Genomic DNA, 12,999 nt, shown 5'->3' on the forward strand with positions numbered 1-12,999 from the left:
CGAGCGGGACACGATGGGTGCGCGAGAGCGAGCACGGGCGGCCGGAGCACGTCCCCGACGGACACGGCTAGCCGCCGTCGCCGAAGCCTCCGCCGAAACCGCCCCCGAAGTCGCCACCGCCGAAGCCGCCGTCGAAGCCGCCCCCGTCGCCGTGGTCCCCGCCGTCCCCGAAGCCGCCGTAGTCCCCGCCGTCCCCGAACGCGCCGGCCTCGTCGTAGCCGGGGCTCAGCGAGCCGCCCAGCATCGTCCCGACCAGCAGGGCGGGCAGCAGCGCCGCTCCGTAACCGCCGAAGTACCCCCCCGCCCAGGGGGCGTAGGCCGGGCCCGCCTCCCAGTACGGGCGGCGGCCGCCGGCCCCGACGGCAACGGTACGGGTGTCCGGGTCGAGGCCCTCCTCGATGCGTGTGGCGTCCGCGGCGCACGCGGGCACCGGCCGCTCGGCGCCGCCCGCCGGAGCCCAGGTGACATCCCCGACCGACGGCCCGTGCCGCGGATCGAAGAAGCACGGCGGCCGTCGCTCGGGAAGGGGCGTGCCCGCGCGGCGGGCCTCCAGCACCGCCAGCGAGAACCGGCCGTCCTCCAGCGCCTCGGTCACCGCCCGTACGTCCCCGGGGCGCCGGGCGGTGTCCGACTTCGCCTTGGCCTCCTCGTACGCGTCCAGGGCGCGGACGTAGTCGTCCACCATCTCCGGGGTGGACGAGGGGTCGGACGGGGTGAAGCCGAGCCCGCTCAGCTTCTCGCCGTACGCGGTGATGTCCTCCTGGACCGTGCCGCGCACCTGCTCCAGCTCGGCCCGCTCGCGCTCGCGGCGGCGCTTGCGGGTGCGCCCCATCGCGAACAGTGCGGTTCCGGCCAGCACCACCAGGATGATCAGCAGCACCAGGGCACCGCCCGTCGAGGACCCGGTGGAGTCCGGGGCGCCCTGATCGCCGTCGGCCGACTGTCCGCTGGTGGCCGCGGCCACGTCCGCCACGAAGCCGGCCAGGACCTTCGGCAGGTCATCGGGGTGGCGGCGCAGGTTCTGCTCCGCCAGCGCCTGGGAGGTGCTGCCCGGCAGCACCGAGGCGTCGGACGCGGCGCCGAAGGAGGAGCCGAGCGCCACCGCGTAGACACCGGGGCTGTCGACGGCCGCACGCAGCCGCGGGAAGATGCGCTCCCCTCCGTATGCGCGGTCGTCCGGCAGAACGGCGACGTAGATGGGCACATCCGTGGCCCGGATACGGTCCGCGAGGGCATGTGCCTGTGCAGTGCTCAGGGAGTCGGAGGCGCCGGGATCGACGTACACGGGGCTGCTGCGCAGCTTCTGGGCGATCCTGTCCACGTCCGTTTCGGCACGGGCGCCTCCGGCGGCGAACAACGTCGCCACCAGGGCAACGAGGACGGCCAGCGCCAGCGTGGCCCGTCGCCGTGTCTTGCTGGGCACACCGGACTCTTACCCACTCACATGCGCTATCGCACGTGTTTTCCTGTTTTGCCGGTATGTGTGTGTGCACACCGGTTATTGCCACCGCCGACCGTCGCCGACCGCCGCCGACGACCGTCAGCTGCCGTAGATCAAGCTGTCGTAGTCGGCGTTGTCGACCAGGTGGTAGAGGCCGAGCACCCCGGGGAAGAGCACGAGCGCCAGCACGCCGAGCCGCAGCAGGACCGGGGCCGCGACCGTGACGCTCTCGGTCTGGCCCGTGATGGTGCGCCAGTCGCGGCAGCGCCGGATGTCGCCACCGCAGGCGGCCCAGAACCCGAGCCCCGTCACCGTGAACACACCCCCGCCGATCACGGCGAAACCAGCCGTGACCGCCAGGAACGTCATCCGCGCGTGGTGGTCGCTCACCCCGAGCGAGCCCACGCCGACGAGGGGTATCGCGGCAAGCCCGTAGAGCATCCCCCGCAGCGCCACGTCCCGGAACCGCAGCAGCGGCTGGTGTATCCCGTCCTCCCCGGTCATGTGCGCACGATATCCCAGCGTGTTTCCCCCGCCACGGCCGGAGATCCGGTACGGCCACCGGCCGGGGGCGCACCGGCGAGGCCGGTCTACGCTGGGGAGAAGGTGCGCGCTCAGCGCGTACCGGGCGCGGACGGCACGGAGGTCCGGCAGAACCACTCAATGCTCTTCACGAGGCGAAGACCATGGATGGTGTGCGCAGACGTACGGTGCTCGGGGCGCTCGGGGGCACCGTCGCCGCGGGTGGCGCCGTCGGACGCATCCGTCGCCGCGAGAGCCCGCCCGGCCCTCCCGACGGTGTGCGGCAGGCGCCGGAACGTCCCCGTCCGTACGAGCCCCGGGTGCAGGCGCTGCTCGGGCGGATGACGGTGGACGAGAAGCTGGGGCAGTTGCAGCAACTGGCCTGGAGCGCCGACACCGGCCCCGGCGCCGGGCAGAACGCCGAAGCGGTGCGGGCGGCGCGCGGCGGCAGGCTCGGGTCGGTGCTCAACCTCTACGGGGCCAGGAAGACCAACGCGTTGCAGCGGATCGCCGTGGAGGAGTCCCGCCTCGGTGTTCCGCTGCTCTTCGGGCTCGATGTGATCCACGGTCTGTGGACCACCTTTCCGATCCCGCTCGCTCAGGCGGCCAGTTTCGATCCCGCGGTGGCCGGGCGGGACGCCGAGGTGTCCGCGCGGGAGGCCCGGTCCAACGGGGTGAACTGGGCGTTCTCCCCGATGCTGGACGTCACCCATGAGCCACGCTGGGGACGGATCGCCGAGGGCAACGGCGAAGACCCGTATCTGACGGCGGCGTTGGGGGCGGCGAAGGTCCGCGGCTACCAGGGCGACGACCTGGCCGACAACGACCGGGTGGCCGCCTGCGCCAAACACCTGGCCGCCTACGGGGGCGCCGAGGGCGGCCGTGACTACAACAGCGTGGACGTGTCCGAAGCGCGGCTGCGCAATCTGTACCTCGGGCCGTTCGCGGCGGCCGTGGAGGCCGAAGTGGCCACCGTGATGGCCGCCTTCAACACCGTCAGTGGCATTCCGGCCCACGCCAACCGGCATCTGCTCACCGATATCCTCAAAGAGCAGTGGCAGTTCGACGGGGTGGTCGTCAGCGACTACATCGCCATCCGGGAACTGACCGTCCACGGTTACGCGGCGGGTGGCGCCGACGCGGCCCGGATGGCCCTCAACGCCGGGGTGGACATGGAGATGGCCAGCACCCTCTTTGTCCAGTACGGCAAACGGCTGCTCAGGAACGGCCGGATCACCATGGCCCGGCTGGACGACGCGGTGGCCCGCGTCCTGCGGCTGAAGTTCCGGCTCGGCCTCTTCCGCCGCCCCTACGTGGACGAGGACGCCGCCATCACCGAACCCACCGCGGCCGCCCGGTCGGCGGCGCGCGAAACCGCCGCACGGTCCATGGTGCTGCTCAGGAACCACAAGTCGGCGCTTCCGCTGAGCACATCGGCCCGCTCCATCGCGGTGGTCGGCCCGTTCGGCGACTCCCCGGACCTGAAGGGCTCCTGGGCCGGGCCCTGGGCGGTCACGCCCCGTCCGGTCACGGTGGCCGATGCCATCAAAGCCGCCGTCCCCAAGGCGAAGGTGACCCATGTGCGCGGCGTGGACGCCCAGGGCAGGGACACCGACAACATCGTGAAGGCGGTCTCCGCGGCCAGGGCGGCCGAGGTGACGGTCGTGGTCGTCGGCGAAGGCGCCGAGCTGAGCGGTGAGGCGAGGGTGCGCAGTGACATCAGCCTGCCCGGAAAGCAGGAGGAGCTGATCGAGGCCATCGCCAAGTCGGGTGCGGCGTTTGTGGTGGTGCTGGTCAACGGGCGCCCGCTGACGATCGGCGGCTGGCTGGAGTCGGCGCCCGCCGTCCTGGAGGCGTGGCACCCCGGTATCGAGGGCGGACACGCCATCGCGGACGTGCTGTTCGGAAAGGTCAACCCCGGTGGCAAACTGCCGGTGTCCTTCCCGCGCGCGGTCGGCCAGGTGCCGATCCACTACAACCACGAGAACACCGGCCGCCCCTACGACCCGCACAACCCCTACACCTCCCGCTATCTGGACCTGCCCGACGGCCCGCAGTTCGCCTTCGGGCACGGCCTGAGCTACACGACCTTCGACATCGGCGAACCCAGGCTGTCGGTGCGCCGGATCGCCGCCGACGCGCTATGCAAGGGCGACACCGTCCAGGTGGCGGTGGCGGTGCGCAACACCGGGCGGCGCACGGGCGACGAGGTCGTCCAGCTGTATCTGCGGGATCCGGTGGCGAGCATCGTGCAGCCGGTGCGCCGGCTGTGCGGTTTCCGCCGGGTCACCCTCGACGCCGGGAAGTCCACCACCGTGCGCTTCCGGCTGAGCGCCGAGGACCTGGGCTTCTGGACCCATGACCGGGACGGCAACTTCGCGGTGGAGAAGGGCGAGATCCGGCTCTACGCGGGCAACAGCTCCCTGGCCGGGGGCGAACGCACCCTCACCATCACCTAGCGGCCGGGGTGCCGGGGCGAGGCGCCGCCGCCTCGCCCCGGCACCCGGTCATCCGCGCTGCGCGCCACTCCGGCGCCAGCACCGACCAGACCTCCCTGTCCACGCGCACTCCCCGGTGCGGATGGCTCTCCCGCAGCACTCCGTCCCGCACCATGCCGAGCCGTTGGGCGACCTTGATGCTCGCCGTGTTGGCGGACGAGGCGACCCACTCCACCCGATGGATTCCGCGCACCTCGACCGCCCAGTCGATGAGCACCCGGACGGCCCGGGTGACCAGCCCGCGCCCGGCGAACGCCTCCTCCAGCCAGCAGCCGACCTCACAGGTCCCGGACTGGGTATCGAAGGACCGGAAGAGGACACCGCCGATGAGCGTCCCGTCGACCCAGATGCCGTACAGCCGTCCACTGTCAGTGGCCGCCTTGTCCGCGTACATCTGGAGGAAGGCGGTGGCCGACGGCAGGTCGGTGGCGCGGTCCCCCAGCGCGATATGCGTACCGACGTACTCCCGGCAGCGGTCGATGTGGGCGAGGTACTCCTTGGCGTTCCACGGCTCCAGCGGGCGCAGCTCCGCACCGTCGTCACCCAGCGATTTCGCGAACACCTTGCTCCTTCACAGGTAGAGGGCCTGGGCCCAGTCTCCCTGGTGCGGGCGGCGGCTCCGCGTCCGGGCGGTCGGTCAGGTGGTCCCGGCCCCGGCCCCGGACTCCGAAGACGTCCCGGTGGCCGGGCCATGGGTGACCCGGATCTTGGACTGGCCGTGCGGCAACGCCTCCCAGTCCTCCATGAAACGCGCCTCCAGGCCGTGTTTCGCGGCGAGGGCGACGAGCGTCTCGGTGCGGTAGTAGAAGTCCTCGCGCAGCACCTGGTGTTCGGTGCCCTCGGTGCGGTCGAAGGTGAAGTCGAACCAGCCGCCGGGCGCCATCACCCGGCCGATATGGGCCAGGCACTCCTCGATGACCGGCAGCGGGGAGTGCGAGAACACGCTGTGCGCGTGGATGACATCGAACCGGCCCTCGGGCAGGAACCGCAGGGTGAGATCGCGGACCGGGACCAGATGCGGCAGCCGGTCCTGCAACCCCGACCGCACCAGGGTGTCCTGCGCGGCGGCGAGGATGTCGGGCGAGATGTCGATGCCGTAGTAGTGGCCGGGCTCCAGATGGCGGATGAACCGCCAGCCCGCCCGCAGATTGCCGCAACCGATCTCCAGCATCCGGTGTTCGGGGCGCAGCCCGTGGCCGATGAGGTAGTCGAACTGCATGGCGCCCAGGGCGAGCCACCGCTCGCGGCTGGCACTGCCCACCGCTGCGTCCGGGTCCGCGCGGGTGTCGGAGCGCATCACGGCGCGGTAGTAGGAGATGTGGTCCGGCCAGCGGTGACGCAGCCAGGCGTCCCGGGCGGCACGGGTCAGATAGCGCGGTACCCGGTCGGGGTGGCGCAGCGCGTAGGTGAGGCGATGGCCGAGCGACGCTCGGTTGACGGTGACGTTCCTGGCGGGCATGGGCGGCGGTCCTCCCGTGATGGCGGTGTGGTGGTGTTGCGGGCCTCGGTCTCAGCCTCCGTGTCCCGGTGATGGTCCGGGGTCGGCGGACCGGCCACGGTGCGGACGCGGCCCGGTGGACCCCGGTATCAGCCGATCGGATGATGCGGGAGGTGCGCCGGGCGCGTTAGGACTGGCTGCGGAGGTGTCCGGACGATGTCCGACGGTGGCCGGGCGGGACGAGGAGGCTGGATGCGGTGCGACGCGCGATACGGGCGGCCGGGGTGGTCCCGTCCGCCGGAGCGAGGGGTGCGGCCCGTGACGGCGCTGCTCGGGAGGCCACCCGCGACCGGCCGCTCCGCACCGACGGGTGCACCGGCCGATCCGGACGGGCGGTGGCTCAGGGCGGTGATGGACTCCGCTTTCCTCCTGTTGCTGGGCTCCTCGCTGGGCCGCTTTCTGAGCCGCGACCAGGGGGAGCCGCGTACGCCCTGGGTGGTGGCCCTGTTCACCGCCTTCGGTGTGCTCTATGTCCTCGGCAGACTGCTGGCCCCCGCGCCACGGCCCGGCACCCGGCCGGCCGCCCGCCATCTGGCCTGGCTGGGGGCGGTGTCCACGGTGTGGGCCGGACTGCTGGTGCTCGCCCCGAGCGCCACCTGGTGTGCGATGCCGCTGCTCTTCACCGGGTTGCAGACGCTGCCCGCGCGCACCGCGGTGCCGCTTGCGGCCGGGCTCACCGTGCTGGTCGTGGCCTCCGAACTGCGGGTGGCGCGAGGCGGGCACGGCGGCCACGGCGCCTTCAACCCCAATGTGGTGGTGGCGCCCCTGGCCATCGCCGCGGTCGCCACCGCCGTCCTGGTCCATCTGCAACGCCAGGCCGCCCGGCAGCGCGCCCTCATCGACGACCTGGTCCGCACCCGCCGCGAGCTGGCCGCCACCGAGCGGCGGGCGGGTGTGCTGGCGGAGCGGCAGCGGCTGTCGACGGAGATCCACGACACCCTCGCCCAGGGGCTGTCCAGCCAGGGGATGCTGTTGCAGGCGGCCGACCGCATGTGGTCGACGGAGCCGGACACCGCCCGTCGCCATGTGCGGGAGGCGGCCGGGATCGCGTCCCGCAGCCTCACCGAGGCCCGCCGGTTCGTCCATGACCTGGCCCCGGCCGATCTCGCCGAGCGCACCCTCGCCCAGGCGCTGCACACCCTCGCCGAGCGCGCGTCGGGCGAAGGGCTCACCGTGGACTTCCGGCTGGACGGCACCCCGGGCCCGCTGCCGGAACGAGTGGCGGCGGCACTGCTGCGCATCGCCCAGGGTGCCCTGGCCAATGTGCGCGAACACGCCTGGGCCACCCGCGCCGCACTCACCCTGACCTGCCTGGAGGACCAGATCTCCCTGGACATCGCCGACAACGGCCGGGGCTTCGACACCGATCGCCGCGCGGGACCCGACGGGGGCCGGGGCCACGGTCTGCCCGCCATGCGGGTCCGGGCACGGCAGTCGGGCGGCACTCTCACCGTCGAATCCACACCGGGCGAGGGCACCGTCGTGTCGGCGTCGGTCCCCCTCGCCCCCTGAGAAAGGCCCGTCGTTGAGCCCACGTCCGACCGAACCCACCGAGCCCGTCCGGCTGTTGCTGTGCGATGACCACGCCGTGGTCCGGGCCGGGCTGCGCGCCCTGCTGGCCAGTACCGACGGCATCGAGGTGGTCGGTGAGGCGGGCAGCGGTGAAGAGGCCCTCGCCGTGGCCGCCCGGATCCGGCCCGATGTGGTGCTGATGGATCTGCAACTCGGCGGCGGCATGGACGGGGTGACGGCCACCCGACGGCTGACCACCCCGCCCGACGCCGATGCCGACCCCGATGCCGACCCCGGTGCCGACTCCGGTGCTGAAGCCCCCCGTGTCCTGGTGCTCACCATGTTCGACACCGACGCCGATATCGCCCGTGCCATCGAAGCGGGCGCCACCGGCTATCTGCTCAAGGCCGAGCGCCCGGACGAGTTGTTCGCCGCGATCCGCGACGCCGCCTCCGGCCGTACCGCGCTGTCGCCGCCGGTTGCCGATCGGGTGATGGCCCGGATGCGCAACCCGCGTCCCACCCTCTCCGAGCGTGAACGCGACATCCTGCGGCAGCTCGCCCGTGGGCTGGGCAACCGGGAGATCGCCCGTGCGCTGTTCGTCAGCGAGGCCACTGTCAAAACCCATCTCGGGCGGATCTACAGCAAGTTGGGGGTGGAGACCCGGGCGGGAGCCGTGGCCGTGGCCAATGAGCAGCGGCTCCTGCCCTGAGGTGGCCCCACCCGCCGTCCGGCGGCTCCGTGCCGCCGTACACGGTGGGGCGGGGCCGTGGCCGTCAGGAAGCGGGCTTACGGGCCACTCCCGCCCAGAAGGACACCTCTTCGTCGGTGACGTCACCGGTGCCCACCTGGGGGCCGGTGGCCAGGTCCGTACGCCAGCGGTGGGGCACCTCGACCCCTGGCTCCACCAGCTCCAGCCCGGTGAAGAACTCCTCCACCTCCGCTCTGCTGCGGATCTTCCCCTTGATCCCGCCGCTGTGGTAAACGTCCACGGTCCGCTGGGTCGCCACAGGGTCGAAGTCCGGGGTGATGTGGCTCAGCACGAGATACGAACCGGGCGCGAGCGCGTCGACCAGCCGCCGCACGATCGTGTACGGCTCCCACTCGTCCGGGACGAAGTGCAGCAGCGCGCACAGGCTCAGCGCCACCGGCTGGGAGAGGTCCAGCACCTCGGCGAGGTCCGGGGAGTCGAGGATGGTCCCGGGGTCGGCCACATTCGCGTCGACATAGGCGGTCCGGCCCTCGGGGTGGCTGGTGAGCAGGGTCTGCGCATGGGCCAGCACTATCGGGTCGTTGTCGACGTAGACGATCCGCGACTCCGGCGCGACCGACTGGGCGACCTCGTGCAGATTGGGGCTGGTGGGAATGCCGGTGCCGATGTCGAGGAACTGCCGGATACCGCACTCGGCGGCCAGATACCGGGTCGCGCGCTGCATGAAGGCACGGTTGGTGCGGGCGGCGATCATGACGCCCGGCCACAGGGTGAGCACCTTCGCCGCGGCCTGCCGGTCCGCGACGTAGTTGTCCTTGCCGCCCAGGAAGTAGTCGTACATCCGGGCGCTGTGCGGACGACCCTGGTTGATGGGGCTGTTGGGCGGCTCCGGCCCGCTCGCCGTCTGGGATGCTACCCCGTGACCGGTCACGTCGTGTTCTCCTCCACTCCAGGGCGCGATCGTTGTATCGCGGCGGCCCACCCCAGGATCGTAAGCCGCCCCGTCCCCGCCCACACCCGTGGGTGGGGACAACCGTGGCGATAACTGCGCGGCGCTCACGAGGCGTTGAGCGCCACGGTGGGGTGGAGGCGGGAGGCGCGAATGGCCGGAAACAGCCCCGCGAGCACGCCGATCCCCAGCGTGGCGCCGAACCCACCGGCGAGCGCCCAGGGCGGGATGACCGTCGTCCACCCCTGGGCCAGGGCGAACGCCCAGGTCGCCAGCGACCCCAGCACCACCCCCGCCAGCCCGCCGAGGGCCGACAGCAGTAGCGATTCGGTCAGGAACTGAAGCCGGATGGCGCCGCGCGTGGCCCCGATCGCCCGCCGCAGACCGATTTCCTGACGGCGTTCCAGCACCGAGATGACCATGGTGTTGGCCACGCCCACCCCGCCCACCAGGAGTGCCACCGCCCCGAGCCCCAGCATCAGCGCCGTCAGCCCCTCGTCCGTGGTCGCCTTCGCCTCCAGGGCGTCGGAGGGCCGTGAGACCTTGACGGTGCCCTCGTGACCAGGGTTGACGCTCCGGGCCAGCACCGCGGCCACATCCTCCACCGACGCGTCCGTGGAGCGCTCGAAGATGGTGGTGGGATGGCCGTTGAAACCGAAGTACCGTTCGGCGGCCGGAAATCCGACCAGCGCCACCCGGTCCAGGTTGGGCACCAGTTCGACCGGTCGGAGAATGCCCACGACCACCAGATAGCGGTCATTGACCATGATCTTCTCGCCGGGCGCGGTCACTCCGAGCCGCTTCGCCGCGATCGACCCCAGCACGGTCACCGGCAGCCGCTCGTTGGCGGAGTTCAGCCAGCCGCCCCGGTCCACCTCCGCGCCGAGCGCGTCCAGCAGATCCGGCCGGGCGGCCTGGGTGGTGACCCCGGCCATCCGCTCCTCCGGCACCACATCGCTGCGCCGGATCCGGCTGTCCACCTCACCGGTCGCCGTGGCGTGCCGCACCGAGCCGATGCGTTCGACCATCGCGACGGCGTTCCTGGGCAGGGTGACATCGTTCCCCAGGGCGTCCTTCCCGGCCTCGGCGGTGAGCAGATTGGTGCCCAGCCGGTCCAGCCGGGCCATCAGAGCGGCGCGGCTGGAGGTGGAAAGACCCACCACCGCGACCATCGTGGCGATGCCGATCGCGATACCGAGGGCGGACAGCACCACCCGGGTCCGGCGGGCCCGCAGTCCGACAGCGCCCACGCGGAGGATGTCACCGACGGCCGGCCGGGACGGTTTCAGCCCGCGGCCGCCCCCCTTCGTCCGTGCCGCGCTCTTCCGGTCGGTCATGACCTCACCTCGTGGGCCGGGGAACCGGGCGTCCGGGAGTCGGCCGTGGTGGAACCGGCCGCGGGGGAGCCGGGCGTCGGGGAATCGGCTGCCATGGAGTCGTCGACCACCTCGCCGTCACGGAAGCGCACCCGCCGCGGCAGCGCGTCGGCGATCTCGTGGTCATGGGTGATGACACACACCGTGGTACCCCCCGCGTTCAGCTCCCGCAGCAGCTCCATCACGATCCGCCCCGACGCCGAGTCCAGAGCGCCGGTCGGCTCGTCCGCGAGCAGCAGTTCGGGCTCACCGACCAGCGCCCGGGCGATGGCCACCCGCTGCTTCTCACCGCCGGACAGCTCATGCGGCCGGTGGTCCAGCCGGTGGCCGAGGCGTACCCGTTCCAGCGCCGCGCGGGCCAGCGCCCTGCGCTCGCGCGCGCCCACCCCCGCGTACAGCAGCCCGTCCGCCACGTTGTCCACCGCGTCCCGGCCGGGGGAGAGGTGGAAGTGCTGGAAGACAAAGCCGATGTGACGGGCGCGCAGGGCGGAGAGCTGGGCGTCGGAGAGCGTGTTCACATCGTGGCCGGCCACCCGGACCGTGCCCGTGGTGGGCCGGTCCAGGGTGCCGATGATGTTCAGCATGGTCGACTTGCCGGAGCCGGACGGGCCGACGATCGCCAGGAGTTCACCGGAGGCGACCGTCAGATCCACTCCGCGCAGGGCATGGACCTCGCCCGGATAGGTCTTGGTGGCCCCCACCAGCTCGATCACGGCCGCCGGGCGGTGCGGTGCGGTGCCGATCACTGCTCCGCCACCCCCACCGTCATGCCCTCGCGCAGCCCCGCCCCGCTGACCTCGATCTGCCCGTCGGCCGTCATCCCGGTCTCGACCCGCACCATCCGGGTGGTGCCGCCGCGTACCAGCTCCAGTCCGTAGCCACCGTGCTCACCGCGCAGCGCCACCACCGCCTCCACCGGGACGGCCAGTACGTTCTTGCGGCTCTCGCTGACGAACGACACGTTCACGGTCGCCTTGGTGTCCTCCCCGGACACGGCGGAACGGCCGCCGTCCAGGGTCACTTCCACGGTGATACCGTCCTCGGCCCCGCCCGACGCGTGGTCATCGGACGACTCGGGGCGGACGGTGCCCGAGACCGTGCCCCGTTCGGTCCGTCCGCTGGGCAGCGTCACCTTCACCGTGGTGCCCTTGGAGGTGAGTGCCACGTCCTCCTGGTCCAGCTGCGCCCGGACCACCGGCTTGGTGGAGGCGACGGTGAGCACCGGTTTGTCCGGGCCCACCTGCTCCGCGGCCGGGGCGTCCGCCGAGACCACCTTCACCCGGCCGGGCTGGAAGACCACCTCGCCCTTGCCGACCGTCCCGGTGGGGGTGCGGTTGAGCGACTTCTGCCAGCTCTTGACGGCCGCCTTGGTCGCCGCGTCGTAACGCGGATCGACGTACAGCCCGGAGCCGAACCCCAATTGGGACAGGTTCCGTTCCAGTTGCAGGACATCGGAGCCGCGGTCACCGGGCTTCATGTCGCGGAACATCGGTATCTGCCCGTACAGCAGGGTGACGGGTTTGTCGTTCAGCTCGTACAGCGCCTGCCCCTGGGTGACGGTGCGGCCCGCGTCGGCCGCGACGGTCACCGTGCCGTCGACGGCCGAGGGCACCTCGCGCCGCTGGGCGTAGTCGAGCTGTCCGTCGACGGTCTTGCTCTGGACCAGGTCGGTGCGGACGATCTCGGCCGTGGAGGGCGGCCGGTCACCGTCCCGGGACGAGGCGTCCGCCCCGTCACCGCCGCCGAGCACCAGGGCCGCGGCCCCGGTCGTGGCGGCGGCCACCACGGCGCCACCCGCGATCCATGCGGTACTGCGCCTCACTGCATACCGTCCAGACCGTCGAGCAGCTTGTCCTTGCACGCCTCACGGGCCTGCTTGTACACCGGGGAATCGGTGTCGATACGGGGGTTGGCCGGGTCCAGGTCACCGCCGGGCACGGCGTTGCCTGCGGACATGGTGGGGTTCTGGAACCCCGACACGCCCTCGTCCCGCATGCACTTGGCGTGCGCGAGCATCGACTCGTACTCCTTCTGCGCGTCCCGCTCGGGCTCCAGCCGCATCGCCTTCTGCATCTCGGCGTTGCAGACACCGTCCTTGCCGCCCTTCGTCACCTCACCCGTGCCGGTGGGGTCGTCGAGCCGCTCGATCTTCGTCCAGTCCAGATAGCCGCTGAGCTTGGGGTCGGGGAAGTCCTTGACCCCGGCCTTGCCGCGCATACAGCGCACATAGTCCATCTGGGCGTCGTAGTAGGCGCTCTTGCCCTTGCCGGTGCCGCTCTTGCCGGTGCCGCCCCCGGCGTCCTTCGAAGAGCCTCCGGAGCCGCCGGTGTCCTCGCCCGGGACGGAGGCGACCCCCTCATCCCTGGTGGCGGATTCGCCGCCACCGCCGCAGCCCACCGCGAGGGCCAGCACGGGGAGCGCGGCGAGGGCGGCCAGCGTGCGCCGGAAAGTGGCGCGGGAGGTGGTGTGGGAGGTGGTGTGGTGTGTCATG

12 protein-coding genes are annotated in these 12,999 nt (G+C 72.1%); 3 read left to right on the plus strand and 9 right to left on the minus strand.

What is annotated here, in order from left to right; translation table 11 throughout:
- Positions 1–67: 67 nt before the first annotated feature.
- Both HUT19_RS36435 and HUT19_RS36440 read right to left on the minus strand, forming a co-directional pair.
- Positions 68–1,423, minus strand: a complete 1,356-nt coding sequence (locus tag HUT19_RS36435) for a hypothetical protein (protein ID WP_254885975.1) — start codon at positions 1,421–1,423, stop codon at positions 68–70.
- A gap of 117 nt (positions 1,424–1,540) precedes the next feature.
- Positions 1,541–1,945 (minus strand): DUF6336 family protein, encoded by a 405-nt coding sequence (locus HUT19_RS36440; protein ID WP_254885976.1) that lies wholly within the window; start codon positions 1,943–1,945, stop codon positions 1,541–1,543.
- A 182-nt stretch (positions 1,946–2,127) separates the two neighbouring features.
- Here HUT19_RS36440 and HUT19_RS36445 point away from each other — a divergent pair, with 182 nt between their 5' ends.
- Entirely contained in the window at positions 2,128–4,422 is a 2,295-nt protein-coding gene (locus tag HUT19_RS36445) for a glycoside hydrolase family 3 N-terminal domain-containing protein (RefSeq protein WP_176184848.1), read from the plus strand.
- Here HUT19_RS36445 and HUT19_RS36450 read toward each other — a convergent pair.
- Complete coding sequence (locus tag HUT19_RS36450) at positions 4,415–5,023, minus strand: GNAT family N-acetyltransferase (protein ID WP_176184850.1); 609 nt, start codon at positions 5,021–5,023, stop codon at positions 4,415–4,417. The two genes, HUT19_RS36445 and HUT19_RS36450, sit on opposite strands and share 8 nt — an antisense overlap.
- 75 nt (positions 5,024–5,098) lie before the next feature.
- On the minus strand, positions 5,099–5,920 hold the full coding sequence (locus HUT19_RS36455) for a class I SAM-dependent methyltransferase (protein WP_176184852.1): 822 nt from the start codon (positions 5,918–5,920) through the stop codon (positions 5,099–5,101).
- A gap of 390 nt (positions 5,921–6,310) precedes the next feature.
- Here HUT19_RS36455 and HUT19_RS36460 point away from each other — a divergent pair, with 390 nt between their 5' ends.
- Complete coding sequence (locus HUT19_RS36460; protein ID WP_254885977.1) at positions 6,311–7,471, plus strand: sensor histidine kinase; 1,161 nt, start codon at positions 6,311–6,313, stop codon at positions 7,469–7,471.
- Positions 7,472–7,484: 13 nt separating this feature from the next.
- Positions 7,485–8,183, plus strand: coding sequence for a response regulator transcription factor (locus tag HUT19_RS36465; protein WP_176184856.1), 699 nt, complete (start codon positions 7,485–7,487; stop codon positions 8,181–8,183).
- Between the two features lie 64 nt (positions 8,184–8,247).
- On the opposite strand, the gene HUT19_RS36470 is transcribed toward HUT19_RS36465, so the two are convergent.
- The 5 genes from HUT19_RS36470 to HUT19_RS36490 form a co-directional block, all read right to left on the minus strand.
- Positions 8,248–9,114 carry an SAM-dependent methyltransferase gene (locus tag HUT19_RS36470; RefSeq protein WP_176184858.1) on the minus strand — a complete coding sequence of 289 codons (867 nt, stop codon included), beginning with the start codon at positions 9,112–9,114 and terminating at the stop codon, positions 8,248–8,250.
- Between the two features lie 125 nt (positions 9,115–9,239).
- The gene (locus tag HUT19_RS36475) at positions 9,240–10,469 is read right to left on the minus strand and encodes an ABC transporter permease (protein ID WP_176184860.1); all 1,230 of its coding nucleotides are present in this window, start codon (positions 10,467–10,469) and stop codon (positions 9,240–9,242) included.
- Entirely contained in the window at positions 10,466–11,254 is a 789-nt protein-coding gene (locus tag HUT19_RS36480; RefSeq protein ID WP_254885978.1) for an ABC transporter ATP-binding protein, read from the minus strand. The genes HUT19_RS36475 and HUT19_RS36480 overlap by 4 nt, the downstream gene beginning before the upstream one ends.
- A complete protein-coding gene (locus HUT19_RS36485) occupies positions 11,251–12,330 on the minus strand; it encodes an efflux RND transporter periplasmic adaptor subunit (RefSeq protein WP_176184862.1) in 1,080 nt (359 codons plus the stop codon). The genes HUT19_RS36480 and HUT19_RS36485 overlap by 4 nt, the downstream gene beginning before the upstream one ends.
- Positions 12,327–12,998, minus strand: a complete 672-nt coding sequence (locus HUT19_RS36490) for a hypothetical protein (RefSeq protein WP_176184864.1) — start codon at positions 12,996–12,998, stop codon at positions 12,327–12,329. The genes HUT19_RS36485 and HUT19_RS36490 overlap by 4 nt, the downstream gene beginning before the upstream one ends.
- Position 12,999 lies beyond the last annotated feature (1 nt).

Source organism: Streptomyces sp. NA02950, from assembly GCF_013364155.1.
In the GTDB taxonomy this organism is placed as follows: domain Bacteria; phylum Actinomycetota; class Actinomycetes; order Streptomycetales; family Streptomycetaceae; genus Streptomyces.